Origin of the sequence: Paenibacillus glycanilyticus, assembly GCF_030161375.1 — a bacterium.
GTDB lineage: Bacteria > Bacillota > Bacilli > Paenibacillales > Paenibacillaceae > Pristimantibacillus > Pristimantibacillus glycanilyticus_B.
This window is the reverse complement of the sequence record NZ_BSSQ01000008.1, coordinates 33001-59718: the sequence shown is the minus strand read 5'-3', so window position 1 is coordinate 59718 and position 26718 is coordinate 33001. Positions and strand designations below refer to the sequence as shown.

Sequence of the window (26718 nt, the reverse complement as noted above, 5' to 3'; positions counted from 1 at the left end):
CCGTGCGGTAATAGCTAGATTATGGAGTAATGGCTTCTGCGGTCTGAGCGGCGTCCTGGCGGACAAGCTTCAGAAATTCGCGCATAAAGCCAGGCAGATCAGGCCAAGCATGGCCGGTGACAAGCTTGCCGTCTACATGCAGCGTCTCGTCCGCATAACATGCGCCAAGCCGTTCGACTTCCAGCCGGGAAGCGTTATAGGCCGTCATGGTGCGGCCGTTGAAATAGCTGTAATCGGAGAGCGAGAGGAACACTTGCGCGCCGTGGCAGATGGCGCCGATCGGTTTGTCGGCGTCGATGAAATGCTGAAGAATGCGCGGCAGCTCCGCGTTGCCCCGAATGTATTCCGGCGCTCTGCCGCCAGGAATAATAAGAGCCGCATACTCGGACGGATCTACATCGGCGAAACCCAGGTGGGATTGCAATAGATGAGCCGGTTTTTCCGTGTACGTGTCCCAACCGTCAATAAAATCATGACATACGGTATGTAACGTTTTTTGCGTCGGGGAAGCGATAACAGCCTCGTAGCCTTCCTCCAGGAGACGGTAATAAGGATAATACACCTCTAACACTTCCGCAGCATCGCCAGTCACAATCAGCACTTTGGACATCAGCTCACACTCCTAAACAGAAATAGAATCTCAACAACATCCATAGTATGCGCCCCGCTATATAAACAGTCAATATTTTCCTTTTGCGAGGATCGTCAAATCGGCCCTTTCTACTAGAATTACCGCTTGAAGTGCGTGAAATTACCTATACAATAAATAAGAATAGCCATTCTGCTTCATTACATATTTGCTATATTTAATGGTAGAAAGCTGGGGGTGCATCATCATGAGAACGGGCTTTTCCAATCCAATGACCAAATTAAGCGTGAAGCAGCAGCTGCTGTTATTGTTCGTGCTGATGGTCAGCCCGATATTCATTCTTCACAGCTACGGCAATTCCGAGGCGGAACAAATCTTAAAGCGCCACGTCACGAATGCCTACGCTGAGCTGAACAAACAGAACCACACTTTGATTGACAGAGATATCGATACGGTCAACAAAATTACAACGACGATTATCCAAAATCCGGTCGCGCAGCAGTTAGTGCCGGACGGCGATGAATCCGTGATCGAACGCGTTCGGAAATACGAGAAAATGGACGCTTTGTTGGCCGGATATTCCACCGCTCTGAATGGCGGGGAGGCTGTTTATTACAGCTTGTATATTTACGACCCGGACAATTACTACTACTTTGCGCCAAAAGTGCAAATGATTCAAAGCGGCGTTTATTTCTTCTCCGACGCGAATAAGCCGAAATGGTTCGATAAGGCCGTTCAGCTGAAGGGTCTTGGATTTATGGAGATTATCGACAATAACGACATGCTCGTTAAGAAACGTACGCTTGCTTATATCCGCGCGGTTAATACCGTTAATCAGGGGCGTAAAGTCATCGGCGTGCTCGTGGCGACCAACATGGACAAAAAGCTGGCGGAATCGATGCAGTCGGTATCTTTGCCTGGCGGAGAAATCTATTTCACCGATCAGCAGAACTATATATTGGCTTCTACCGATTCCAAGAAAATGGGTTCAACGGTGGAGCTTCCTGTAACCGCTTCCGGCAAGCAGCCGGACAATCTCGATAAACCGATCATGAACTCGGAATACATCTATATGGCAAGCGACAATGAACTGCTTCAGCAGCGTTTGATTTATAAAATTCCGATCAAATCGCTTCTTCAGCAGCAAAACGAAGTGAAGCGGGTCATCCAGCTTATTTCGGTCGCTTACATTTTGTTCGGTTGTATCGTTATCTTCTATTTCTGGCGTTCCTTGATGACCCCTTTGCAAAGACTGGCGACATTTGTCCGCCGTTATGAACCTGGCAAGCGAGTGCCGGAGACGCCTGGCAAAGGCAGAAACGATGAGGTGGGAGTGTTGATTGCAGCTCTGTATGATATGGCCCGCCGGTTAAACGGACTCATTCATGACAAATACCAGATGGAGATCAAGCAGCGGGAAAGCCAGCTTCAAATCTTGTACCAGCAAATTAACCCGCATCTTCTCTATAACACGCTCGAAAGCATCTATTGGAAAAGCTCGCTCGAAGGAAACTCCGAATCCGCCGAAATGATCAAGGAGTTGTCGAAGCTGATGAAGATCAGCTTAAGCCGAGGTCGGGAGCTGATCACGCTGGCCGAAGAGCTTGAGCATGCGGCGGCTTACGTGAAGCTGCAGCAGAAGCGCTACGACTATGACTTCCAGGTCATCTGGGAGGTACCGGAAGCGATGATGAATCATCTCATTCCGAAGGTGACGCTTCAGCCATTAATCGAAAATGCGATCAACCACGGGGTCAAAAATATGGGCGAAGACGGCGAAATTCATATTAACGCGGATTACGAAGGCGATAAGCTGCTGATCCGCGTAGAGGATAACGGTTATAGAGAGGTCGACTATAAAGCGATTGAATCTCTTCTGTATGAGCCGTCCGCGAATCCGACCTCCGGATACGGGATTAAAAACATTCACCAGCGGCTTCAGCTGCATTTTGGCAATATTTACGGCATTCAATACAAAAAAAGAAACGGCGGCGGAACGATCGTGACGATCCAGCTTCCGGCTGCCGGCGAAAGGAAGGAACTAGGCGATGTATAACCTGTTGGTGGTGGATGACGAACCGCTTATTTGCAAAGGACTGAGCAGCGTGCTGGCTTCTTCCGGCATGGATATATCTACAATCCATATGGCTCATAACGGGTACGAGGCGTTAGACGTTTTGCGTACTGACGATATTGATCTGCTTATTACCGATATTCAGATGGGCTCGATGAACGGCATTGAACTGATGCAGCAAGCCAAATTAATTAAGCCTTGGGTGCAGACGATTATCATTTCGGCCCATGAGACGTTCCAATATGCCCAAATGGCGATCCGCCTCGGGGCGAAGGATTATTTGATCAAGCCATTAAACAATGAGCAATTTCTAGATTCCGTGCGTAATGTTCTGCTTAAGCTCCGTAAGCCGGAGACGGCCGTCCAAGAGGATCTGCTGTCCGGGATGCAGGAGCATTTCCACATGGAAGAGCTGAACCAGCAGTCGATCGAGTGGCTTAATCAGCTCGTAAGCGACCAGCCGTCGCTTAAAGTGCAGGATATTGCCGCGGTATTGAAGGAGAAACACGGGATTCGCCTGGAGGGTCCTTATTTCTCCATGATCCGCATCAAGCTTAACCTATCGGATCAATTAACGAAGAGGGATGAACGGCTGCTCCGCTATGCGGCTCTGAATATCGTAAACGAATTGTTTGACGAGCATTGGAACCATACCGCCTTTTATGCAACGGATCGGGATATCAATATTATTTTGCAATGGGATGAATCCAAATACGGAGCAACCGATCTGATGAACGAGCTCGATATGATCGGGCGCAGCTTGCACTTCAATATTCAGAAATATCTCGGCATGACAAGCGTTATTGGCATCAGCCAAATTCTGAAAGGCATTGAGTTTATCGACGTTGTTCACGATCAGGTCGTGAAGGCGCTTAGCTGCAATGACCGCCATAAGGACCACTATGTGTTTTATTACGGGGATTTCAACTGGAACCAATATTCGCAACGTCCGACGGAGGAAGAATTCACGGCCCAGACCAGCCTGATCGTCGAGAAAGCGATGGAATATATTAACCAGAATTACGCGCAGAAAGGGCTGACCCTGCATGAAGTGGCGCAGAACAATCATGTCAGCCCGAATTATCTTAGCTATCTCTTCAAGAAAGAAACGGGATATAACTTGTGGGAATACGTCGTGAAGCTGCGGATGGAAGAGAGCAAGCGGCTGCTTCTGCATACCGATATGAGGCGTTACGAAATTTCGGAGAAGGTCGGCTATGAATCGCCGGAACATTTTAGCAAAATTTTTAAAAAATATTACGGGATGAGCCCAAGCGAGCTAAAGAAGTAGAATTACTCATCATTGCCTTGGATATGCACATTACCTCGGGAGTCTCCTTTTTCTACAATAGGGGAAGAGGATTGTTATAGGAAAGAGGGAGACTTGTATGGAGCAACACGCTGCAGTCGCAAACGTGCCTCTCGAGCGTAAGGGCCGATTTGCCGTATTATGGAGGAAGCATTTCTGGGGATTGCTATTCCTGCTTCCCGCCTTTGTTATCTTTATCTTGTTTCTATGGGTCCCGATCTTCAAAGGATTCATCTACAGCTTCTACCACATTGACTTTGTAAAAGGGAACAGCTTCGTCGGGTTTGACAACTACAAAGTCGCGCTTCACGATGAGGATGCTTGGACGGCCGTGAAAAACACCGTTTATTATATGTTCCTTTGTCTCGTGATTGGCTTCTGGATTCCGATCGTATTCGCGATCGCCATCTCCGAACTTCGCCGGTTCCAAGGCATTGTCCGCGTAGCCGCTTATTTGCCAAACATTATTCCGGTCGTTGTTCTGTACGGATTATGGCGGTGGTTCTACGATCCGGTTGGGCCGATCAATGGCGTAATTACCGGATGGTTTGGGGCCGATGAACCGGTTTCCTTTATGACCGATACCAGATGGTCGATGATCTCGCTTGTTATTATGGAATCTTGGCAGCAATTCGGCTCGGCGATGCTCATTTATTTGGCGGCCGTGCTCAGCATCCCGCGAGACTGGTATGAAGCCGCGGAGATTGACGGGGCAGGCGTATGGAACCGAATCCGCCATATTACGCTGCCGTCGATCAAAGGTCTGCTTGGTTTGCTGCTCATCCTGCAGCTGATCGGCACCTCGCAAGGGTATCAATCTCAGCTGGCCATGCTGGACGGCGGTCCTAATAATACGACATTAACCTACGCCTTGCTAATCGTGAAGTATGCTTTTAACCAACAAAATTACGGAGTCGCGTCAGCGCTTGGCGTTCTTATGTTTATCGTGTTGGGCTTGCTCGCGATCGTTCAATACCGGCTTCAAGGCAAGGAGGGAGACGTACGATGAAACAGTTGGACAGAGGGATTCTCTCTTCGTTTGACCTGAAGAAGAAGCCGATTCTCATCGGTTATTCGATTATGGTGCTTGTGCTTGTCATTATGTCCTGTTCGATGGTCTATCCGATTCTGACCACGTTGTTTAACGGTTTGAAGACCAATGTGGAAGTCAATTCCTTCCCGCCGAAGTTTCTGCCAAGCGAATGGCATTTCGATAACTTTAAGAAAGGCTGGAATTTTATCGATCTGCCCGAGTTTTTAAGAAACACGCTTTATATATTCGGCGGCAATCTCGTCATTACGGTAGGCGTGCTTGGACTTGCGTCCTTTAGCTTGTCCCGGCTGAATGTGCCAAAGCGCAAAGCGATCTATTTCTTCTTCATGATGACTTTGTTTATTCCGCCAACAACGTATATCATTCCAAACTTCGTGAACTTGAAGGATTTGGGGCTGATGAATTCGTTTGCGGCGTTCTGGCTGCCGGCAGGCGCCAACGCGTTCTTCCTGCTGCTGCTCAAAAACTTCTTCGACGAGATTCATTACGAAATCTTCGAAGCCGCGCGAATTGACGGCGCGTCCGACTGGAGAAGTTTCGTGCAGATCGCTCTGCCGCTGTCGATACCGATCTTCTCGACGCTAGCGATCTTTATTTTCTCGTCGTCATGGAACGACTGGTTCTGGCCATCGCTCATCATGCATAACGACAGCCATTATCCGCTCGCAACGGCAATCTATAAATACGTGATTAATGCAAAAGGACTTGCGCTGAATATCCGGTTTGCGATTCTGACGATGGTCATGCTCCCGCCGATCGTGGTGTTCCTCGTATTCCAGAAGTATATTATGCGCGGATTACATTTGGGCGGCGTGAAAGGGTAGTATTCAAATCGTAATAGTGCACATGATCGGAATAGGAATACACCTCGCAGACGCCCATCCCTCTCAACTATGATGAGGGTGCAACAAATAATTTAACTCGAGAAGGGGAGTTTCAATGAGAAAGAGCGTTTTTACGACAGTAGCTGCGGTATTACTGGTTTCGTCACTTGCTGCCTGCGGCAACAATAACAACACGTCGAATAGCGGCAACAACAAGCCGGCTGAAAGCACAAATGCAAGCGCTAGCACAAATACGGCGACAGACACTCCGCAACCATCCGAAGATATTACGCAAAAGAAAGTTAAAATCAGCATTTATTATCCGCTTCCCGACCAAGTGGAGAACCGCAAGGCGGAGGATGACAAAATCGCGCGGTTCAACAAGGTATATCCCAACGTTGAGATCGTGAAGAGCGACTGGCATTATGCGCCTAACGAAATCGGCATCAAAATGGCAGCTAACGAAGCGCCTACGTTCTACAACACTTTTGCGACAGAAGCGAAATTCCTCGTTGAAAAAGGCTGGGCAGCCGACATTACGGACTTGTTCAACAGCTATGAATTCAAAGACCAAATCAATCCGGTTCTCCAAAACCAATTCGTGATTGACGGCAAAGTATACGGTATCGCGCAAAAAGGTTATGTAACGACTACTGTCGTAAACAAAAAAATGCTAGATGACAAAGGCGTAGCCGTTCCTTCATACGACTGGACTTGGGACGATATGGTTAATACGGCCAAAGGCGTAGCCGACGCGAAAAAAGGCATCGCGGGTATCGCTCCAATGGGTAAAGGCAACGAAGCAGGTTGGAACTGGACTAACTTCCTGTTCGAAGCCGGCGGTGAAATCCAAAACGTTGCAGACGGCAAAGTTACGGCTTCTTTCAACTCCGAAGCGGGCAAAAAAGCGCTTGATTTCTACAACAAGCTGAGATGGGACGCTGACGTTATTCCGAAAGACTGGGCACTTGGCTGGGGCGACGCTGTAGGCGCATTTGGTCAAGGACGTACGGCAATGGTTATCGCAGGTGCGGAAGGTGTACTCGAGCAAGCGCTGAACCAAGGCGGCATGAAAATCGAGGACGTATTGACATACCCAATGCCAGCTGCTGAAAAAGGCGGCAAGCACACAGGCGTATTGGGCGGCGACTACATGGTCATCAACCCTAACGCAACAAAAGACGAGCAAGAAATGGCATTCCGTTATATCACGTTCGACTACTTCACTGACGACTACCTGGCATCGCTCGAGAAAGACATTCAAGCTCGCAAAACCGAAGGCAAATACTTCATTCCGCCGCACATCAACTACTTCAGCCCGGATTCGGAGTATGGCCAAAAAGTGCAAACGATCTTCGACAAATACGATAACGTATACAAATACAATGCAGAATCCAACGCTCTGCTCGACGGCAAACCGGAAGCTCAGTATAATACGCAAGAATACTATGGCTCCATGACGAACGTACTGCAAGAAGTATTCTCGAAAAAAGGTACCGACACGCAAGCTCAGCTCGACGCGGCAGCCAAAGAAATGCAAACGAAATACTACGACGCAATCAAACCATAAGCAGGAGATACCCCTTACCTTATCAGAAAAAAATAATAACGGCCGTGCAGATGAAATTCACTCTGCACGGCCGTTTTATCGTTAGACGACAACAGGGAAATGCTGGGTGAAACAAGAATATATTCGTAAGAAGCAGATCATGAGTTGAAGGAGTGACAAGCTTGCAATTTCCTGTCTTAACCAAGGAATTAGCCGAACGGCTTGAACAGTCTGAAGTGGATTATATGACGTCCCGAGTCCTTGCGATCCAAGAGCGGGAAGGCAATCCGATGGGTGCTGAGGTACAAACATTCGGAGGAGCTACCGCTTTGTACGTGAAGGAAATGCCTTGGGGCACCTTCAACGCAGTGAAAGGAATGAGCGAGCAAGAGATTGGACTTACGGACGAGATCGTTCAATTCTATCGGGAGCGGAATAGATCATTTCAACTTGAGATTATTCCGAGCAAAGCTAGCAACGATTTGCTAAGCTGCTTGTCAAATAGCGGATTTAGACAGACTGGTTTTCATTCGACCTTGTATGGAATGCCTACGCCAACCAAGCCCTCTAATCCTGCTGGTGTAACGATCCGGGAGATGGATGCTGAAGATTTCGAGCTTTACGGACAACTTCATTGCCTTGGAACCGGCTTGAACTTGGAAGGGGCAAGTTACGTAGCAGACAATAACAAAGTATTGTATGGGCGTCCGGGCTGGAAGTTTTTTATCGGTTACGTGGATGGTCAAGCTGCCGGCGTAGCGGTTATGTATATGGATAACGAGATTGCCTCGCTCACCTTTGCTGCTACGGTTCCCGCCTTCCGGAAGCGGGGATTGCAAACGGCATTTCTGCACCAACGAATGTATGAGGCCGCTCTTGCCGGATGCGAACTGGTCGTTGGACAAGCTGCTTATGCCTCGGTTAGTCAGAACAACATGGAGAGAGCTGGTCTGAGATTGGGCTATACGAGAGCAACCTGGGCCGGGAAGTAGCCGAAGAGAAAAAGTTTATTGACATATTTAACATAACGTATATATTGGGGAGTGTATTATTACTATCAATTTTTCTAAATGATCGGACTGGGGAGAGATCACATGGACCGTTATAGACCTAGGTATCATTTTACGGCACCTCGCAATTGGATGAATGACCCGAATGGCCCTTTTCAGCTAAATGGAGAATATCATTTGTTTTACCAGCATAACCCGTCGAAGCCCGAGTGGGGCGACATTCATTGGGGCCATGCCATAAGCAAGGATCTGGTGAACTGGACTCACTTGCCATATGGGATGGCTCCGTCTTATGAGCTTGGCGAGTCGCATTGTTTCTCGGGCTGTTCGGTCGTGGACGGCGAGGAAGTCACTTTGTTCTATACGAGTATTGGCGAAGGCGAGCGGAATGCGGCTACTGGCGCACAACAGTGGATGGCTCGCGGAACGGATATGCGCACATGGCAGAAGCCGGCTATTAATCCGGTGTTGACCTTGGAATTGCATGGGGATCTTCAAATCCGTGACTGGAGGGATCCTTACGTATGGAAGACGGAAGACGGTTGGCGGATGATCCTTGGCGGTATTCATGAGGAAAAAGGCTGCGCCTTCATCTACCATTCCGATAACTTGGAGCAATGGAGCTTCAAGGGGATCTTTTATAAAGGCGAGGAATGGATCTGGGAATGTCCGCATCTGTTCCGGTTTGGAGACAAAGCGGTATTATTCTACTCTCCAAGCGGTCCAGTTCGTTATCTGTCCGGTACGATCAACGGAGATCAACTGGTTGACGTGCAACAACACGGCACCGTCGACTTTGGAGGATGGGAAGGGTATTACGCTTCGACAGGTTTTGTAGATGAAGCTGGACGCCGCATCGTGCATGGCTGGATTCCGGAAGGCAGCAGAGGCGAAGAGTTCCCGGTAAACTTGGATTGGGCTGGGGCATTGGCTTTGCCGAGGGTGGTAGATTTGAAGCCAAACGGCGCGCTATCGATGACTCCGGTTCCCGCATTGGAATCGCTTAGAGGCGAGAACTATAGCTTCGCTAACGTTACGGTCAATCAATCTGCATGGAATACGGGAGTAGGGTCGACCTCCTTCGAATGCCTGCTCGAAATCGACAGACAAGCGATTGCATCAACAGATCTGACTATTTCCGTATTCGCGTCAGCTTGCGGCAAAGAGCATACGGATGTCGTCTTGGATCTGGCCGCGAATACGATATCCATCGATCGTTCAAATTCGAGCCTGCTTCCTAAGGTACATAAAACGGCAATTACCGGCGAGCTGCCGGTTGCTGACGGTACAGATTTCATCAAGCTGCGTATATTCGTGGACCAATCCATCGTTGAAGTATTTGTAGATGATGAAACTTGCCTTACAACAAGAGTGTATCCTACGTTAGAGGACAGCAACGGTATTCAGCTTCGTTCGGGCAACGATAAATCCGTCGTCTCCAGTATTCAGATTTGGGAAATGAAAGCCGCGGACATCCGCGAGGAATAATTATGCATGAACGAGTCAAGGACAGCCGATTTCGGCTGTCCTTGGCTATTTTAAGAAGGTAAACGTGTTCAAGATCCTAAAAGCGCGATTTTGACCGTCGAATCCGGTTTTTTTATAACTTGTTTGATTGCGCGAAGCAGCCGCTTTCGGGAACATTCGAAGCCGTTAACGCTCTATAATTGTGATTGTCTGATCGCGATCAGAAAAAAAAACTATTTTTACAACACTGGAGGTGACGGAACAATGCATGTTGTTAAAGCATTTAGCTTTAAATTAACAGCACTTGTTCTTCTATTCATGCTTACTCTGACTTCGTTTGGGGCACAAGGTTCTTCAGCCGCATCCACATTAAATTACTCGAATCCGATCAACACGACCGGAGCGGATCCCTATGTCATGCTGCATTCGGATGGATATTATTATTTTACCCACACTTTAGGCAACAGACTGGATATTTGGAAATCGAGATCGCTGACAGCCATGGATTTGGGAGAACGAAAAACGGTGTGGGAAGCTCCTTCCGGGTTAAAAGATATTTGGGCCCCTGAAATCCACAACATCGGCGGCAAATGGTATATCTACTATACGGCGAACACGGGCTGCGGCGATGAGTGCAGGGGGATATACGTCCTGGAGAACGACTCCGCGGATCCTTTGCAGGGAGATTGGACAGACAAAGGCAAGCTGAATACGCAATATCCGGGATTGGATGGCACGGTATTCGACCATAATGGCCAGATGTACTTCCTCTATGCGGCATATGGGGATTGGACGGGCAGCCACGGCAGCGCGATTGCCATTGCGCCAATGTCGAATGCATGGACGCTGGACGGAGACAATGTAATTCTGACGAAGCCGGAATACAGTTGGGAACAGAAAGGCATGCCTGTTAACGAAGGCGCTGTCATTTTGGAAAGAAACGGGAAAATATTTCTTGTTTATTCCGCGAGTGCTTGCTGGGAAGATGATTATTCATTAGGCATTCTGACCGCTGACGATACTAGCGACTTACTGAATCCCGCTTCGTGGACGAAGAGCGAGCAGCCGGTATTCGCCAAATCGCCGGAAAATGGCGTTTTTGCACCGGGACACAACTCCTTCGTTAAGTCCAAAGACGGCACGCAGGATTTGATCGTATACCATGGCAACAGCGGACCCGGTCAAGGATGTGGCCCAAGGCCAACGCGAGTACAGCCTTTTACTTGGAATGACGATGGTTCCCCGAACTTTGGGGTTCCGACGAACGGTCCTCTTGCCGTTCCATCCGCTGATTATCGGATTGAAGCTGAGCACGGAGTAGCTGTCAAAGCGAATATAAAAGAGAATCAAGGAGCATCCGGCAAAAAAATCGTGCGACTCAATAATAGTAATAGTACCTTGACGATCAAAGATGTCATTGTGCCGGAGGAAGGCAGCTACACGTTAAACGTTCGATATTCGAGCGTCGCAGGTCCGGATGCCTATGAGAATGTATCGGTAAATGGGAAACCTGCCGGATTGATGGCCTTCCCTCATACTGGCAGCAACCAATATGCGACTGCTACGATACAAGTTATGCTGAATAAAGGCTACAACAACGTGATCGAATTTACGAAAGGCAAACATGCGATCGAATTGGACTATATTGAGCTAGCCGGCAGCAACGCGTTCTCGGTCAAGGATGGAGCCGAATATAAGCTAATTAACCCTAATGGCGGCAAGGCGCTGGGAGTAACGGATGCAGGCATAACGGACGGAACGTTGACCCAGATGTGGGACGACGCTAATGGAACGGCCGCGCAGCGTTGGAAATTCGTCGGAAACGGGGATGGATCCTATACGTTGATTAACCCGAACTCCGGCAAAGCGTTGACCGTTCTGAATCCTGCGGAATCATGGGGAAGAGTGGGCATATCCGAGAACCAAGGCCTAGATACGCAAAAATGGAAAGTGATAGATACCGGCAACGGCTACTGCAATTTGATTAACGTGCAGACGGGGAAAGCGCTAGATATAGGCGGAGCAAGTATTAACAACGGGGCGGGTGTAGGTACTTGGAATGAAATCCCCGGCGGAGTAGCGCAGCTGTGGGTGTTATATCGTTTGGATTGAAGTTGTAAACGCATACGCTTTCCATTACAATGAGGGAAATTATTTTGCAAAGGCATGGGACCCCGATGAGATACGAATTTGTGGACAACATCGAGCATTTTGCCCCTCATGCGTTTACGGGAGATCAGGGAACGGGCTTGTTTCGCGCACACTCCCACGGCACGGACGAGATTACGCTTATACTTGAGGGAGAAGGCTATTATTCATCAAATGATCAAAATGTCCAAGTTAGGGCGGGTGATCTGCTCCTCATCCCCCCTGACATCCTCCACGGTTTCGTGTGTTTGAAAGCGTGGGAGGGGATTTCGATCCATTACAATTCTCAGAGTATTCCATCCTACTGCCAACATTTGCTTCAACAGGCCTATAGGCAGCATCCTAATCAGATGCTAATATCGCGGTTGAACGGGACACATTTTGAAAGAGTGAAGGCAGCGATGCAGCAGGTGGAAGAAGAATGCGTAAGTGAACGGATGAATGAAAATGCTTATTCGCAGGATCTGATCCGCAATGCGCTCGAAGCCATACTGCTTACATACCTTGCGAATGCTCCAGCACCTTCGGAACAGGCTAATGAAAGCGAAGACAGCGATGAACTCATGATTCAAGACGTATTGAAAGAAATTCATATGACCTATTTTACTTCATTGAAGATTGCTGATTTGGCGGCGCGACGCTTCCATTCCGAGAGCATTTTCCGTAAAAAATTTACGAAGCGCGTAGGCGTATCGCCAAAGCAATATATTATCACCGTTCGCTTGAACGAAGCCAAGCGACTACTGCGTCTCACCGACAAACCCGTTGAATTTATTGCCTCCGAAGTCGGATTCACATCTTCAAGCCGCTTCTTTGCGCTATTCATCAAACATGTAGGCAAAACGCCCCTGGAATGGAGAAACGAGAAGTGATGATTCTGAAGGACAAAATCGAACTAGCAAAGGAAGTAGCCACGAATGCTGCAATAACGGCAGGGAAACTAGCCAAGGATTATTTTTCTAAAGACAAGCAAATTGTTGAGAAAGGCGATGATGGCGACCTTGTCACCATTGTGGATCACCTGGCAGAAGAAATCATCTTGAAAGCCATTTCCGACCATTTTCCAAATGATCAAATTAGAAGCGAAGAAACGGGATGGTCTGGCGAAGAGGGAGATTGGTTATGGTTAGTGGACCCGTTGGACGGAACAAATAACTACGCTATAGGTCTTCCCGTATACGGGGTATCCGTTACCCTGATTTATAAGAAAGAACCCGTTCTTGGCGTCATCTATGATTCGCATTTAGGCGATATTTACGTTGCGCAGAAAGATAAAGGGACGACTTGTAACGGTAAACCGTTATCGATCGTTAACAATCCCGTTAAGCCGATTCATAAAATGACCATTGGTTGGATACAGGGGCATCAGGTTCAAAAAGATGCCAATGCGATGAGCTTAAAGCATAAGCTGGATCAGGAATGCAAACGAGTATTGCGGCTTTGGGCGCCATCGCTTCTTTGGTGCATGTTGGCTCGCGGCGATTTGGATGGCATTGTCCTCTTTAATTCCGAAGGCGACGATCTCTATTCGGGCCTATTAATTGCGGCAGAGGCGGGAGCTGACGTCATAGATTATAGAGGTGCAAAATTCGAAGGCATGAATCCTGAGCCTTATATAATTGCATGTCATCCTGATCATAAAGCTTCGTTAATGGAATTGGTGGAGCAAGCATTACCATCAATGGAAGGGAGGGACTAGTCATCGGCATTAGAAATTATTTGATTGAAGGCGTTTCGGGCACCGGCAAAACTTCAGTCTGCGATGAATTGCAGCGCCGCGGCTACCATGCCATTCATGGTGACCGTGAATTGGCTTATCAAGGCGATCCTATGACGGGTACACCGATGGAAGGCGTCTCGCATGAACATCATATTTGGAATGTAGATAAAGTAAAAGTTTTGGTCGCCAACAAGGATGAGGCCATAACGTATTTTTGCGGCGGTTCTAGAAACTTTTCGAAATTCATAGATCTGTTTGACGATGTATTTGTCCTCGAGGTCGATCCTGATACTTTGATCCGGCGGCTAGAAGAGCGACCGGCAGATGAATGGGGCGGTAAGAAAGCAGAACGGGATCTTATTGCGCGATTGCACCAAACAAAAGAAGATATTCCGAGTCACGGAGTAATTATCGATGCTACCGCGCCTCTCGAGCATGTAGTGGACGAGATCATTCGTTTATGCGAAGCAAATAAACACTAGCGATATGAGGGGGGCTAAATGAAAAGCTATTATTTATTGAGTCTTATATTAATAATGATTTTATCGGGCTGTAAATCAAGTAATGAACCAAAACCTTCACCGTCGCCTGTAAACCTTTCGTCCATGTACTCTACAGAAGAAGGTAAATACTATTTAGTTGCATTAGGAACCAATGAAGAACAAGAGCTTGAATTTCAACAAGTGTTTGACGAGAATATTGAAAAAATAGCCGGTTCTTATCTAAACGGATCCCCAAATGAAGTTGAGTTACAAAAATTAAATATACATGAAATGCCGGTGTATATTGTTATTGGCACCGAGAAAGAAATATTTCGAACAGATCATTTGAGTGAGCTTAATCAATTTCTTCACGATGATAAATTCCTTCCTTAGTTGTAAATCCGGCACATGGTAAGTTCCTAGGGGAACTCATCACGTGCCGGATTTGTTTAAAAGGTGTGACATTTGTCATTCCATTTTCGTGATAGCCGTTACTGACCAGTGACTATTTAAAGTGGTATTTTATGGGTATAACGTGCGATGAGGGCATCATGCATGCCGAATCAAGGAGGGAAGCAAATGAAGAAATTTAGTCTTGCCTTTCCGGTTACTGTTGCAGTGATCGCAATCACATCGATCTTCACTTTGTTGCAATTTATCTACCCTGAGGTTCTAAGCGCGTTTCGACGCAATCCAGCGGCATTGGAGTCGGGTGAATGGTGGCGGATCTTTACCCCGCTTCTTGTTCATTCTGATGGATTTGGTCAATACATTTTCAACATGGCGTGTTTGGCTTTCCTTGGTGCTTCGGTGGAAAAAAACTTCGGTTGGCGGCTATTGGTGGTGTTGTATGCAATAAGCGGAGTGGCGGGAGAAATTGCCGGTTACGCTTCGTGGGACCCGAATGGAGCTGGTGCATCCGTCGGATTTTGCGGTTTGCTTGGTGGTCTAGTCGTGTGTATTCTCAAGCGGAAAGCTGATGTGAACCCATTGGTCAGGAAAATGAGCATATTTATCGTCTTGGGCATGATAAGCGGGGCGATAGGTGGGATGGCCATAATAGCGGCGTTGTATGGAGGGGTCATCCTTCTCTTTATAATTGTACAGCGTTCCAAAGGTTCGGAGAGGCTGCTTGATCTTATAGGCAGTTGGGGAACGCTTCTCGGCGCACTTGTCTTGCTCGGTTTGCACGATATCCATGGAGTATCTATCTTGGTAGGGAGTATGTTGGCGCTAGCCGTGCTGCCATTGTTGAAGCGGGCTTCCACGCCTTGCCGTCCAACGGAAAAGGGAATTTGAGATCATAACACAAAACAGCCGGCATTATAGCTCGGCTGTTTTGTGTTGCAATAATTATACGTTTAGTAATTCTTGCTGCTCTAGTCTTTCCACTTCATCATCATATAAAGCTGCTCGACGCTTTAGGAGTTCATAGGTTTCGCTCCACTCGTCGGGATATCTTGTCCATTGAATTCGTTGATTGAGCTCTCCAAGGGCCAGTTCAACTCTATTTCTGAATTGTTCCCATACGATCTTAGCTTTGTGATAATCTCCGTTATTACGCGTAGCGTTCACGACGTCATAACAGAGTTTATCTTTCTTGGAAATCTCCATACTGATCTCGTCAACTTTAAAGAGAATTTCTCTCTTGAGTTTGGCGTCATTTTCCATTGTTTCGATCATTTCGGCCATTATAGAAATTATATTGTGATTGTTTTGAACAGAGTGATTTATTCGTTCAGCGAGTTGGATGGTCATAGATTTTTCCCTCCTAGTAAAGGGGTTAGTTTAATTAGCTGCTGCATTTGGGCTATATATAATACTGTTCGTTAGTAGGGTCTTTTTTTAGTCACTAAGAAAGTAATAAGAAGGATGAATGCATGGGGCTGAAATTATTGACTTATTTAATATGTCGTATATATTTGTTATATAAATAACTGATGAAATGGATATTCAATCCGAATAGGAGAGATGAACATGGATCGCTACAGACCAAGGTATCATTTTACGGCACCCCGCAATTGGATGAATGACCCGAACGGCCCGTTTCAATTAAATGGCGAATATCATTTGTTTTACCAGCATAATCCGTCTAAACCGGAGTGGGGAGATATCCATTGGGGACACGCGGTAAGTCGTGATCTAGTGAACTGGACACATTTGCCGTATGGACTTGCGCCTTCTCATGAGCGTGGTGAAATTCATTGTTATTCCGGATGCGCAGTTGTGGATGGCGATGAGGTGAAGTTGTTCTATACCAGCATTGGCGAAGGAGATCGGAACGCGACTACGGGGGCGGAGCAGTGGATGGCTCACAGCAGCGGTCGAGATTTGCGTTCCTGGCATAAACCGGATATCAATCCTGTGTTAACTCTGAATTTGCATGGGGAGACTTATGTGCAGGATTGGCGCGACCCTTATGTATGGAAAGAAACCGACGGCTGGCGTATGATCCTTGGCGGCATCTACGAGGGCAAAGGCGTGGCGATGATCTATAAATCCGAAGATTTGGAGAACTGGAGTTTTATTGGTGTTTTCCATCAAGGCGAGGAGCATATATGGGAATGCCCGCATTTGTTCCGCTTTGAAGAAGATAAGGCCGTATTATTCTACTCGCCAAGCGGACAGGTTCGTTATATGACCGGGACGATCAATGGAGATAAGCTGACTGATGTACAAATGCATGGCACCGTCGACTTTGGCGGTATGCAAGGTTATTATGCTTCGACTGGTTTTGTTGATGAAGCCGGCCGCCGCATTCTGCTCGGATGGAGCCCTGAAGAAGCAAGAGGGAAGGATTTTCTCGTGAATTTGGATTGGGCGGGAGCATTGGCATTGCCTCGAGTCGTGCAACTTAAGCCTAATGGCGCTATCGCCATGTCGCCGGTTCCAGAGATCGAGAGACTAAGAGGCAGCCATCATATGTTCCAACAATTACGAGTTTCTTCAACTAAGGTGGATACAGACCTCCATTCCACCTCGTTCGAATGTTTGTTGGAAATGGATAGAGACGCGCTTGGCGTTCAAGCTATCATCGTGTCTTTATTTGCTTCGCCATGCGGCCGGGAGCATACCGATGTGCGCCTCGATCTCGTGTCCAATAAGGTTACGATTGACCGTTCAAGCTCGAGTTTGTTCCCCGATGTTAATAAAACCCCTGTTGAAGGGAACTTGCCGCAGGCAGAAGGATCTGAACCGGTGAAGCTTCGGATTTTTGCGGACCAGTCTATGATTGAGGTGTTTGTGAATGACGAGACCTGCTTAACCGCACGGGTATATCCTACCCTGGAGGAAAGCAACGGTCTTGCGCTTCAGACTAGCTTAAGCGAAGCGGTTATCTCCAGCATGCAAGCGTGGGAAATGAAGGCAGCCGATATCCGCGAGGAATAAGAAATCAAAAAATAGTAAAAAGGACAGCCATGTGCGGCTGTCCTTTTTGCACTGTCAGATTAGAAAAGAACCTTAGCACGGCGGCTTGCCGGGCTAGAAACAGCCATTGCAACTTGCGATGTGAAAGAATGGACAAAAAAACATGATCATTTTTATTTGTCCATTGAGTCGACATCTGGATTTTCGTATATTACATTAATAGATAATGATTATCATTATCTCTAGTACAATCGAAAAGACTGGTGGAGGGCAATAGAATGAAGAAGGCAGGAAAATGGATGTCGCTCCTAATCGCGACTATGCTCACGATGGGCGCGTTGTCCGCTTGCGGAGAGCAAGCAAATAACACGGCGGATCAAGCGAAAGAAGCTGAGAAAACGGGAAATAATTCGGGGGTAGAGACCGTGGAGCCGGACAGCGGAGACGCGGAACCGGCAGCAGCGACTCAATTGTTCCAAGACTGGACAGGCCATTCGGTCGAAGTGCCGACGTTGCCCAAACGGATCATTTTCCATGGGGAGACAACGGGCGATCTTGCGGCGCTTGGCGTTAATCCGGTGGGGATCATGCAGAGCTCTGTTGACGGTACGTTGAGTAAAGAGCATTTTAAAGATGCACAGGACATAGGATTCCCGTTCAATGTTGAAAAGGCGCTTGATTTAACTCCCGATCTTATCATATTCGGCAATGCGGACGAAGAGCAATATGTGCAAATTTCCAAGGTAGCGCCAACCGTTACTTTTGATACGTTTGGTTCGCTCGACGAGCGCTTGACCAAGCTGGGACAGCTTCTCGGGAAACAAGAGGAAGCGGGGCAATGGCTGGAAAGTTATCATGCGAAGGAAGCGGCGATGTGGAAGGCGATCAGGGATGGCGGAATCGGCGAAAACGTGACCGCTACGGTATTCACCATGTATCCGGGTGACCGGTTGTTTGCGATGGCCAATACAGGTTTGTCCCAAATCCTGTACGACGAAGGGGGAATGAAGCCAACGCCTTTGGTACAAGAGGCTTTGGATGCCGGGCAAGGATTCGTTGAAATTAGCTTAGAGAAGCTTTCGGAGTATGCTGGCGATTATATATTCCTGCTTACGCCCGTTGATGCGGAAGCGGTTAGCGATACGGAAGAATTGAAGAAAAGCAAAGTATGGAACGGACTAGATGCCGTCAAAAACGGTAAAGTATACACGTTTGGCTTGCTGGAAGCGTATAGCGATGCGATGTCGCGCGACTGGTTGCTTGATCAATTGCCGAAGGCGCTTCTGAAGTCGGAATGATCCTGGGAAGGCAAGTAAAGCCGCTTATCATTATTGATAAGCGGCTTTCGATCGTCTACAATGATAACAATTTTGTTGCAAAGCGAGGAGGAGGACGGCGAATGGATCATTCAAGGGCAGAATGGGAGACGCTTGATTCCTTGTTGTATCATATGCTGGAAGCACGCCGATGGCTGATTCAAGAAGGCGAAGTGACAGAGGAGCAAAGTGTTTCGAGCTACACACTGCTTCTGGTTACAGCCGGGGACTGCAGTGTGTATGCGAGCGATGTGTTAATTCCTGCCCTGGAGCAGAGTTGTTACATGATACCGCCAGGGCAGCGATGGTATATTAGCAATTATTCAGGCAGCCAGGTTGAGATTTACTCCATGTCGTTCAAAATATGGAATGTGGAAACCGAAAAAGCACTCTGTATACCGTTGCAACCCATTCATTATAATTGGAGGCTGTTCCCGTATACGCGCGCGGTCAAGTTGGCCGAGCAATTGACGAATAATTCCGGGAACGAGGAAAGCGATTCGGTCCATGGAATGGGCGCAGGCAATAAGATGCACCGCCGCCGGATGTTGTTCATGGAATTGATGGGCATGCTGCTGCAGCATAACGCTGATAGCGCGGCAAGCGGATCGCTGCCGTCGGCCGAGCGTTCCGTCTCCTTTATGGAGGAGCATTACATGCATCCGCTTAGCATTAAACAGTTGGCCGAGCAATCCGGCGCGCAGCCGGGACAATATGCTTCGATGGTCAAGCAGCTGACGGGATTTGCGCCTCTTGAGTATTTAAATCAAATTCGGATCAAACAGGCGAAAAAGCTTCTTCTGACGACCGGAGACCCTTTGCGCGAGATTGCCCGCAAGGTTGGCTTCGAGGATGAATATTATTTCAGCCGTCGTTTTCGCCAACATACGGGACTTGCGCCGAGACAATATGCGGAGTCCATGAGCGGAAGCAAGCTGGTTACGGACGATGCGGGACATGAGGTTCGAATCCCTATTCGGCCACGCCGAATTGTATATTTCGGCGAAGTGCTTGGAGATCTGTTGGCGCTTGGCGTCAGACCTGTCGGGAGCAACTTGTACGAACTCGATAGCTCTTGGCTTGCGGAAGAAGAAAACGGCTTGGCAGAGATCGAGGATATCGGAATCCCGTTCCGACTGGGCAAAGCGAGGATGTTAGAGCCTGATTTAATCATTATTTCGAATATGGATGAGAGAATTTACGGGGATATCAGTGCGATCGCGCCTACCCTTGTCTATAATTCCTATGATTCGCTTATTCAGAGACTTCATAGATTGGGCAAATGGCTGGACAAGGAGAAGGAAGTAGTCCGCTATATAGCTACTTATAAGCAACGTCTTGAGCATGCTAGTCTCATTTGGAAACAACAAATTTCAACTAACCGAAGGGTATCCGTATTCATCTGCCATCGCGGGCACAAATGGTTTGTGATGGGGAAACTTGGGTTGTCCGAATTGCTGTATAACGTGGACACAATGGCTGTTACCGGCCAGATTCAGGAGCTGATTGAAAGCGATGAGGCGTACTTGATGATTAATCCGGAAGACATCGCAAAGTATGCAGGCGATATTATATTTCTTCCTATGCCAGTGAACGTATCATCTCGCGATACGACGGAGCAGATGCTCCACAGCGAACTGTGGCGAAACATTCCGGCTGTGTTGAGCGGTCAAGCTTTCGTGGTAGAGGAAAGCAAGTGGAATTTATCCGACGCAATATCTCGCATTCGCCAGTTAGAGCATTTGCAGGAGCTAATCGAGAACCGTGTCCTTGAACATTAATAAGATGGCAGTTGATCATGGATCAGCTGCCATCTTATTGCGGGAGAGTTTCTAAATAAACGGTAGATCGACCTCGTCATTAAATTCTTCTTCCAGGACGTCGAGCGGCACGGATTGCTCCTCGTCTGGACTGTCCAGCGTATGAATGATTGCCGTGCCGGCTTCCATGTTAACCGATTCGATAAACACTGGAATACCCAAATACGATATGACCTGTATATCCGGAGATTCGGCGATCTCCTTCGCTCTGTTGACTTCCACGATGTCATCACCTCTCGTAAAGTATTTGCATAAGTCCATGCCGTTTATCCGTGAAAAAAAGCTGGGCGAAATGAATCGACCAGCTCTTTCGGTATTTATAACAAGGTAATCGGTTGAGGAAAGGGGTATCTCCTGAAGAGCGAAGCGCCCGCCTTTGCCACTTGTGAATTAAACCTTATAGAATGTAATCGAAAATTCACAATGGCAACCGCGGCGTAAGGAGATACCCCGTCCTCTTGAGCGATACCTTACTCTCCATCTTACTTTCCGCTCCAGGACGCCTCGATTTCCTCAAGCGACTTGCCTTTCGTCTCCGGCACGACACGCATCGTAAACACGAACGTAATCAGCGCCATAACGCCGAAGATCCAGAACGTTGAAGCGGGACCCGCGGATTCCAGCATTGGAGGGAACGATTGCGACACGACGTAGTCCGCGATCCACAGCGCCATCGACGCGATAGCCGTAGCGCGGCCGCGCACGCGGTTCGGGAAGATTTCGCTAAGAACAACCCATACAACCGGACCAAGCGATACGGCGAATGCCGCTACGTAGATCAGGATAAAGACAAGGATAAGCGAACCTGTCGTGTGGCCGGTATGGAACGCAAAGCCAATCACGGCAAGACATACGGTCATAACCGACGAACCTACAAGCAAAAGAACTTTACGGCCGACTTTATCGATCAGCCAGATGGCAAGAATCGTGAACAGGAAGTTAACGAGACCAACCAGAATCGTTTGAACAAGGGAAGAATCCGTACCGGCGCCCATTGATTTGAAGATTTCCGGTGCGTAATACATAACCGCGTTAATACCTGTTACTTGCTGCAGAATAGCAAGGACTACGCCAACGATCAGAGCAAGACGAATGCCCGGACGGAACATGTCTTTCAATTTGCTGCCTTTTTCCTCGGCAAACGAAGCTTTAATATCCAGAACTTCTTTCCGCGCTTCTTCTTCTCCGTGGATGCGAAGCAAAATGTTAAGTGCTTGCTCGGACTTGCCTTGTTTGATCAGCCATCTTGGGCTCTCGGGAACAAGGAACAGCAGAACGAAGAAGATAACGCCAGGCACAACGCCTACGCCAAACATCCAGCGCCAAGCATTGGCAATATCCCATGCGTCGTCGCCATAACCGGCAATGCCGGAGTTAACGAAGTAAACCAGGAAGATACCTGTTACGGTAGCGAATTGGTTCAACGCAACGAGACGGCCGCGGTATTTGGCAGGAGCAATCTCCGCGTTATACAGCGGGCACAGCGTAGAAGTAATCCCGATGCCGAGACCGCCGATCATGCGGGCGACGATGTACATCGAGAATGTATCTGGAATAGCAGAGCCGATCGAACCGATGACGAACAGGGCTGCTGCAACGATAAGTACTTTTTTGCGTCCGAAGCGGTCACTCATAACCCCGGAGAAAGCGGCACCAACAATACATCCAATAATAAGCGAAGATACGGCCCAGCCGACCTCGACTTCATTCAAATCAAACTTGTCTTGCATAAACCCGATGGCGCCGGATACAACGGCTGTATCGAAACCGAACAATAATCCGCCAAGCGCGGCGATCATCGAAACGAGCGTAACAAACTTCATGCTTTTGCCGCCGGCATTCGCAGTTAAGTTGCTCATTTTATTTTTATTCCCCTTCCGTGTGACTATTGAATAATTGGCTGATGTGAAGCGAATCTCATTATAGCATCGGACCTACAGCCTAATGTCGCTATTCGACAGCACTAATTTGTGTTGTTTGGGCGCGGGGGGAGCGTGCTTTACCGCACAAAAGGGACAAGTAGCATTTTATTGATATGCCAAAACAAAAAAGTCCATGCGCAACTGGCATGAACTCCCTGTATATCCTATTCATTTCGCTTGACTGCGGAATTCGGTTGGCGTGACGCCGGTTACCCGCTTGAACACTCTGCTGAAGTAGTTGGGGTCTTTGTAACCAACCTCGAAGCAAACTTCTTTGAGCGCAAGTTCATCGGCAGAAGCAATCAGTTGCTTGGCTTTATCGATCCGAAGTCCCGTCAAATAGTCGATAAACGTAGCCCCAACCTGCTGCTTGAACACTTTGCTGAAATAGTGAGGATTCAGATGAACATGTTCGGCCGTCTCCTCAAGAGACAAGTCTTCCGTAAAATGCTGCTCGATATATTGTTTGGCTTTGTCCATTACGTTGATCGTCTGCTGCTCGCGCTGCTCCCGGATCCGCTGCAAGGCGGAGAGGACGTAGGATCGCCCATCATGGTCATCCGCATGAAGGGAGTCACTAGCGCCGACGGGCAATGTTCTGTCCGCAGCGTCCGAGCCGGCCCCTTTGAGCACGTCCTCGAAATCGCAAACTTCTCCGGCATGCCGATCCGCATCCGAAGCAAACACCGCTTCGAAATACGACTTGCGCCAACCATTCCCGCCAGTCTGAACGGATCCGATTCCGACGGTAATCGGAAGCTGAAATTGCCGCTTCGCCAGACTGCACAGCTTTTCTCCGAATTGCTTCACGGTCTCTTTCGAGAACGAATCCGCCTGTTCATGTCGTACAAAGATCGCCATGTGCAAGTCAATTAAAGAGCTGACAATACAGGAGATGCCATACGTTTTGGCATAGCTGCGGAACGTTTCGTACAGCTTTTTCTTATCCAGCGTGTAGATCTGCTTGGGGAAAGCGACAACAACCGCACAGCCTTCATTCAGCGGGAAGTCCAGCCAATCGGATAACTGCGCTTCATCCGCATCCAGCACCTGATCGACCATGAACAGGAGGGACAGCTCATTCTCTACAAGCGGCTGCAGCTGGGACACTTTATCCCGAAGATGAAGATCCTCGGTCCGTTTGGATTTCTCTCGTTCCAGCTCTTCAATAAGCTGAGTCAGGGTAGAAGCGATCAATTCGCGTCCGGCGGGCTTGACGATATATTCCTTTACCCCAAGCGAAATGGCCTCTTTGGCATAGGCAAAAAAGTCATAGGCCGTAACCAGAATAAATTTGGTGTCCGGCAAAAAAGATTTAATTTCCCGGATCGCCTGCAAACCTTGAATGCCGGGCATATTAATATCCATCATAATGATATTGGGGCGGAATTCCTCGGCTTGTTCAATAGCCCGCCGGCCATTATCCGCATGCGCGATCTGGAACATCCCCGGCAGCATGCGGTGGATTAGATGCTCAAGCCCTTCGCGCTCAAGCGCTTCGTCATCGGCGATCAATAAACGGTACATCGGCAGCTGTACCTCCTTTCTTGTCATGGTCTGAAAGCTTCGGCACAAGAAGAATGACAGTCGTTCCCCGTTCCGGCTCGCTTTCTATTCGAACAATATCCTGCCGGTTATAAAATAACCTCAGTCTTTTGATTACGTTTCGGGTACCAAAGCCCATCGAATTTTTCTTAAGCGAGGAAGGCTGCGGCGGTTCTTGCAGAGCAAGCAGAGCATCGCGCTGCGCAGCAGTCATGCCAGCGCCGTTATCCGTTATCTTAATCCTCGCGCCATCTCCCGCCTGCTCCACGAGAAGCTCGATCACTCCGCCGGACTCCATGCGTTCCACGCCATGGACATAGGCATTTTCCACAAGCGGTTGAATCGTTAATGCGGGAATGAGAATCCCAAGCACGGAATCGTCGATCTGCTGCCGGATTTCCACGCGGTTACGGAATCGGGCTTGCTGAATCGTAAAATATTCCCGGACATGCTTCAATTCATCTCCAAGCGTGACGGGTCTGTCCAACTGACTTAGGTTATAACGGATCAGCTTGGACATCGACACGATCAGATCGCTGGTCTGATCCGCTCCTTCCAGGAGGGCCAGCTTGGACAATACGTTAAGCGTATTGAACAAGAAATGAGGATTGATCTGGCTTTGAAGTGCTTGCAGTTCAAGCTCCTTGATCAAACGCTCCGACTCGTGATGTTCTTTGTCTTTAACCATAAATTCGTTCAAATCCTGGATCATAAGCCGGAACGATTCGGATAAGATGCCAAGCTCATCGTTGGTTCGTTCCGGAAGATACGCCGTATCGAGCTGTCCTTTGGACAACTGCCGCGCCGTAAGCACCAGCCGGTCTACCGGTTCCGTAATGCTTCTAGAAATCCATAAGGCAAGCACGATACTGAGCAAGGTATTAATCATAAATACAGCAGGGCCAAGCCAATCCATTTGTACAATTTCCAACTGGATGCTTCGGTATACCGGCTCGTAGGCGCTAAGTTCCAGGTCAATGAGACGGCGTTCTTCCTCGCGGATAAATGAGCTCGTCTGCTCCGCATTCTCGTAATAAGCAAGCGCATCGTTTTGAGTCTTGGCCTTTTCGGCCGATTGCGTTTGTTCCGCAAGCGTGCCGAGCATATGAATATATCCTTGCAATACGCCGGCAATCGCCGTTTCGGTCTGTTGCGTCTCCAGCCTTCCCTGAATGAGAGCAAGAGATTCTTGTTGCCGGTGAAGCGCTAGGCGCCTGCTATCCTCAGGATTAAGCAAATAGGTATACAGCGCTCTCACATAATCTTCGGCGGTTTGCGCCGATTGCGTATAGAGCAGCATGCGGTCCATCATCGTATTATAGCTGTGTTGGACGGTTTTTGAACTTTCGAAGAGGAAAAAAGTAACGCCGTTCGTAAGCAAAACGAGCAGCGGAATAAATAGAAGCAGCTTTTTGCGCAGCGTCATCTTGCAAGCACCTCCTTCTCCGTTAGAACGGAAATCGGAGTATACTGCTTGGGAGCCGCGGATTTCCCTGCGAAATAGCCATTCAAGAGGGACATTGCTTGATAACCCATCTGGTAGGGCTGCTGTACGATCGAGGACTGGATCTGCTTGTTCCCGATAGCCGTTAACGTATCTTCCAGATCATCAAAAGCATAAATGCTCACTTGGCCTGGTTTCAAACGCGCAACCGCTTCAGCCATGCCAATGCCGTCTAGGGAACTGAAACCAACGAGCGTCGTAATGTCCGGATGCTCCCTTAGCATTTCTTCGGTTTGTTGTGCCGCTTGCAGGCGGGATATGTTCGAAGCCCGAACATCGGCAATGCGCAGACCTTTGTAGGTGTTTATGACAGATTTGAAGCCCTCTAGTCGAAGTCGTTGATTGGCTGCGTCCAGGCTGCCGACCAGTACGCCAATGACTCCGCGCCGGTCTTGATCCCCTTTTGCCACAAGGCGTCCCATCTCTTGTCCGGCTAATGCGTTGTTGGTGCCTACATAAGCGATGCGTTTGCTGCCCGGTTCGTCTGTATCGACCGTAATGACCGGTATGCCAAGCAAATCTGCTTTTTCAATTAATAATCGGTCCTCTTCCGTTCCAATACCCTGCAAAATGATAGCATCCATCTTAGAGGCAATCGCTTTCTCCAATAGTTTCATCTGTTCATCGGCATCGATGCGGAATGGCCCCATATATTGCAGCTCCATCCGGTAATTCGCGGCCGCTTCAAGCGCGCCTTGCTCGACAGAGCGCCAGAACGGATTGTCGAGCTCCTGCGAGATTAAGGCAATCTGCCGGTTGGCGCGTTCCTCATGGCTTGCTTCAAGCGGGGTCACAAGCCCCCTGATCCGCTGGGTTGACAGATAAAATTGAACCAGCACATAGCCAAATACAATGAGCAATAGAAGGACGACAATGTTCCATTTTGTCCGGTTAGTCATTCGTTTCGTACGTTCTCCTCAGGTGTCTGAATAATAGCCACATTATACATGAAGGGTCAATAAACCCAAAATTAATGTAATTTCAACGTTCATGTTAGCAGGGGATTCCCTCAATTT

The 26718-nt window shown here is 48.3% G+C and carries 23 protein-coding genes; 16 read left to right on the top strand and 7 right to left on the bottom strand.

Going from position 1 to position 26718, the window contains the following annotated elements; genetic code table 11:
- Positions 1–19: 19 nt before the first annotated feature.
- On the bottom strand, positions 20–613 hold the full coding sequence (locus QQK89_RS09735) for a DJ-1/PfpI family protein (RefSeq protein WP_284238509.1): 594 nt from the start codon (positions 611–613) through the stop codon (positions 20–22).
- 223 nt (positions 614–836) lie between these two features.
- Between QQK89_RS09735 and QQK89_RS09730 the strand changes: the two genes are divergently transcribed.
- From QQK89_RS09730 to QQK89_RS09670, 13 genes are all read left to right on the top strand, one after another.
- On the top strand, positions 837–2645 hold the full coding sequence (locus QQK89_RS09730) for a cache domain-containing sensor histidine kinase (protein WP_284238350.1): 1809 nt from the start codon (positions 837–839) through the stop codon (positions 2643–2645).
- The gene (locus QQK89_RS09725) at positions 2638–3954 is read left to right on the top strand and encodes a response regulator transcription factor (protein WP_284238349.1); all 1317 of its coding nucleotides are present in this window, start codon (positions 2638–2640) and stop codon (positions 3952–3954) included. Before QQK89_RS09730 ends, QQK89_RS09725 begins: the two co-directional genes overlap by 8 nt.
- Before the next feature lie 97 nt (positions 3955–4051).
- Positions 4052–4981 carry a carbohydrate ABC transporter permease gene (locus QQK89_RS09720; RefSeq protein WP_284238347.1) on the top strand — a complete coding sequence of 310 codons (930 nt, stop codon included), beginning with the start codon at positions 4052–4054 and terminating at the stop codon, positions 4979–4981.
- Entirely contained in the window at positions 4978–5850 is an 873-nt protein-coding gene (locus QQK89_RS09715; protein WP_284238345.1) for a carbohydrate ABC transporter permease, read from the top strand. The genes QQK89_RS09720 and QQK89_RS09715 overlap by 4 nt, the downstream gene beginning before the upstream one ends.
- A gap of 115 nt (positions 5851–5965) precedes the next feature.
- Positions 5966–7420 (top strand): ABC transporter substrate-binding protein, encoded by a 1455-nt coding sequence (locus QQK89_RS09710; RefSeq protein ID WP_284238344.1) that lies wholly within the window; start codon positions 5966–5968, stop codon positions 7418–7420.
- Positions 7421–7581: 161 nt separating this feature from the next.
- Positions 7582–8391: an N-acetyltransferase gene (locus tag QQK89_RS09705; RefSeq protein ID WP_284238343.1), complete on the top strand. Its 810-nt coding sequence runs from the start codon at positions 7582–7584 to the stop codon at positions 8389–8391.
- A gap of 102 nt (positions 8392–8493) precedes the next feature.
- The gene (locus QQK89_RS09700; protein ID WP_284238342.1) at positions 8494–9897 is read left to right on the top strand and encodes a glycoside hydrolase family 32 protein; all 1404 of its coding nucleotides are present in this window, start codon (positions 8494–8496) and stop codon (positions 9895–9897) included.
- Positions 9898–10140: 243 nt separating this feature from the next.
- Complete coding sequence (locus QQK89_RS09695) at positions 10141–11988, top strand: family 43 glycosylhydrolase (protein WP_284238341.1); 1848 nt, start codon at positions 10141–10143, stop codon at positions 11986–11988.
- A gap of 65 nt (positions 11989–12053) precedes the next feature.
- On the top strand, positions 12054–12896 hold the full coding sequence (locus QQK89_RS09690; protein WP_284238340.1) for an AraC family transcriptional regulator: 843 nt from the start codon (positions 12054–12056) through the stop codon (positions 12894–12896).
- A complete protein-coding gene (locus QQK89_RS09685) occupies positions 12896–13723 on the top strand; it encodes an inositol monophosphatase family protein (protein ID WP_349816723.1) in 828 nt (275 codons plus the stop codon). Before QQK89_RS09690 ends, QQK89_RS09685 begins: the two co-directional genes overlap by 1 nt.
- Positions 13724–13743: 20 nt before the next feature.
- A complete protein-coding gene (locus QQK89_RS09680) occupies positions 13744–14226 on the top strand; it encodes an AAA family ATPase (protein ID WP_284238339.1) in 483 nt (160 codons plus the stop codon).
- 18 nt (positions 14227–14244) lie between these two features.
- The gene (locus tag QQK89_RS09675) at positions 14245–14619 is read left to right on the top strand and encodes a hypothetical protein (RefSeq protein ID WP_284238338.1); all 375 of its coding nucleotides are present in this window, start codon (positions 14245–14247) and stop codon (positions 14617–14619) included.
- A 186-nt stretch (positions 14620–14805) separates the two neighbouring features.
- Positions 14806–15525, top strand: a complete 720-nt coding sequence (locus tag QQK89_RS09670) for a rhomboid family intramembrane serine protease (protein WP_284238337.1) — start codon at positions 14806–14808, stop codon at positions 15523–15525.
- A 54-nt stretch (positions 15526–15579) separates the two neighbouring features.
- Here the strand turns inward: QQK89_RS09670 and QQK89_RS09665 are convergent, their stop codons facing one another.
- A complete protein-coding gene (locus tag QQK89_RS09665) occupies positions 15580–15984 on the bottom strand; it encodes a hypothetical protein (RefSeq protein ID WP_284238336.1) in 405 nt (134 codons plus the stop codon).
- Positions 15985–16203: 219 nt separating this feature from the next.
- Between QQK89_RS09665 and QQK89_RS09660 the strand changes: the two genes are divergently transcribed.
- The 3 genes from QQK89_RS09660 to QQK89_RS09650 all read left to right on the top strand — a co-directional run bounded on the left by QQK89_RS09660 (position 16204) and on the right by QQK89_RS09650 (position 20692).
- Complete coding sequence (locus QQK89_RS09660; RefSeq protein ID WP_284238335.1) at positions 16204–17616, top strand: glycoside hydrolase family 32 protein; 1413 nt, start codon at positions 16204–16206, stop codon at positions 17614–17616.
- A gap of 257 nt (positions 17617–17873) precedes the next feature.
- A complete protein-coding gene (locus QQK89_RS09655; RefSeq protein WP_284238334.1) occupies positions 17874–18893 on the top strand; it encodes an ABC transporter substrate-binding protein in 1020 nt (339 codons plus the stop codon).
- Positions 18894–18994: 101 nt separating this feature from the next.
- A complete protein-coding gene (locus QQK89_RS09650) occupies positions 18995–20692 on the top strand; it encodes an AraC family transcriptional regulator (protein WP_284238333.1) in 1698 nt (565 codons plus the stop codon).
- 51 nt (positions 20693–20743) lie between these two features.
- Here the strand turns inward: QQK89_RS09650 and QQK89_RS09645 are convergent, their stop codons facing one another.
- The 5 genes from QQK89_RS09645 to QQK89_RS09625 all read right to left on the bottom strand — a co-directional run bounded on the left by QQK89_RS09645 (position 20744) and on the right by QQK89_RS09625 (position 26601).
- Positions 20744–20953 (bottom strand): H-type small acid-soluble spore protein, encoded by a 210-nt coding sequence (locus QQK89_RS09645; protein WP_284238332.1) that lies wholly within the window; start codon positions 20951–20953, stop codon positions 20744–20746.
- Between the two features lie 260 nt (positions 20954–21213).
- A complete protein-coding gene (locus tag QQK89_RS09640; protein ID WP_284238331.1) occupies positions 21214–22590 on the bottom strand; it encodes a sugar porter family MFS transporter in 1377 nt (458 codons plus the stop codon).
- Positions 22591–22821: 231 nt separating this feature from the next.
- Complete coding sequence (locus tag QQK89_RS09635) at positions 22822–24180, bottom strand: AraC family transcriptional regulator (protein ID WP_284238330.1); 1359 nt, start codon at positions 24178–24180, stop codon at positions 22822–22824.
- The gene (locus QQK89_RS09630) at positions 24155–25624 is read right to left on the bottom strand and encodes a sensor histidine kinase (RefSeq protein WP_284238329.1); all 1470 of its coding nucleotides are present in this window, start codon (positions 25622–25624) and stop codon (positions 24155–24157) included. Before QQK89_RS09630 ends, QQK89_RS09635 begins: the two co-directional genes overlap by 26 nt.
- Entirely contained in the window at positions 25621–26601 is a 981-nt protein-coding gene (locus QQK89_RS09625; protein WP_284238328.1) for a substrate-binding domain-containing protein, read from the bottom strand. Before QQK89_RS09625 ends, QQK89_RS09630 begins: the two co-directional genes overlap by 4 nt.
- Positions 26602–26718 lie beyond the last annotated feature (117 nt).

Excerpts from the sequence above, each read along its gene's own strand:
- QQK89_RS09730 (WP_284238350.1), top strand. The coding sequence starts at position 837 with ATGAGAACGGGCTTTTCCAATCCAATGACCAAATTAAGCGTGAAGCAG.
- QQK89_RS09725 (WP_284238349.1), top strand. The coding sequence starts at position 2,638 with ATGTATAACCTGTTGGTGGTGGATGACGAACCGCTTATTTGCAAAGGA.
- QQK89_RS09720 (WP_284238347.1), top strand. The coding sequence starts at position 4,052 with ATGGAGCAACACGCTGCAGTCGCAAACGTGCCTCTCGAGCGTAAGGGC.
- QQK89_RS09715 (WP_284238345.1), top strand. The coding sequence starts at position 4,978 with ATGAAACAGTTGGACAGAGGGATTCTCTCTTCGTTTGACCTGAAGAAG.
- QQK89_RS09710 (WP_284238344.1), top strand. The coding sequence starts at position 5,966 with ATGAGAAAGAGCGTTTTTACGACAGTAGCTGCGGTATTACTGGTTTCG.
- QQK89_RS09700 (WP_284238342.1), top strand. The coding sequence starts at position 8,494 with ATGGACCGTTATAGACCTAGGTATCATTTTACGGCACCTCGCAATTGG.
- QQK89_RS09695 (WP_284238341.1), top strand. The coding sequence starts at position 10,141 with ATGCATGTTGTTAAAGCATTTAGCTTTAAATTAACAGCACTTGTTCTT.
- QQK89_RS09690 (WP_284238340.1), top strand. The coding sequence starts at position 12,054 with ATGAGATACGAATTTGTGGACAACATCGAGCATTTTGCCCCTCATGCG.
- QQK89_RS09685 (WP_349816723.1), top strand. The coding sequence starts at position 12,896 with ATGATTCTGAAGGACAAAATCGAACTAGCAAAGGAAGTAGCCACGAAT.
- QQK89_RS09675 (WP_284238338.1), top strand. The coding sequence starts at position 14,245 with ATGAAAAGCTATTATTTATTGAGTCTTATATTAATAATGATTTTATCG.
- QQK89_RS09670 (WP_284238337.1), top strand. The coding sequence starts at position 14,806 with ATGAAGAAATTTAGTCTTGCCTTTCCGGTTACTGTTGCAGTGATCGCA.
- QQK89_RS09665 (WP_284238336.1), bottom strand. The coding sequence starts at position 15,984 with ATGACCATCCAACTCGCTGAACGAATAAATCACTCTGTTCAAAACAAT.
- QQK89_RS09660 (WP_284238335.1), top strand. The coding sequence starts at position 16,204 with ATGGATCGCTACAGACCAAGGTATCATTTTACGGCACCCCGCAATTGG.
- QQK89_RS09655 (WP_284238334.1), top strand. The coding sequence starts at position 17,874 with ATGAAGAAGGCAGGAAAATGGATGTCGCTCCTAATCGCGACTATGCTC.
- QQK89_RS09650 (WP_284238333.1), top strand. The coding sequence starts at position 18,995 with ATGGATCATTCAAGGGCAGAATGGGAGACGCTTGATTCCTTGTTGTAT.
- QQK89_RS09640 (WP_284238331.1), bottom strand. The coding sequence starts at position 22,590 with ATGAGCAACTTAACTGCGAATGCCGGCGGCAAAAGCATGAAGTTTGTT.
- QQK89_RS09635 (WP_284238330.1), bottom strand. The coding sequence starts at position 24,180 with ATGTACCGTTTATTGATCGCCGATGACGAAGCGCTTGAGCGCGAAGGG.
- QQK89_RS09630 (WP_284238329.1), bottom strand. The coding sequence starts at position 25,624 with ATGACGCTGCGCAAAAAGCTGCTTCTATTTATTCCGCTGCTCGTTTTG.
- QQK89_RS09625 (WP_284238328.1), bottom strand. The coding sequence starts at position 26,601 with ATGACTAACCGGACAAAATGGAACATTGTCGTCCTTCTATTGCTCATT.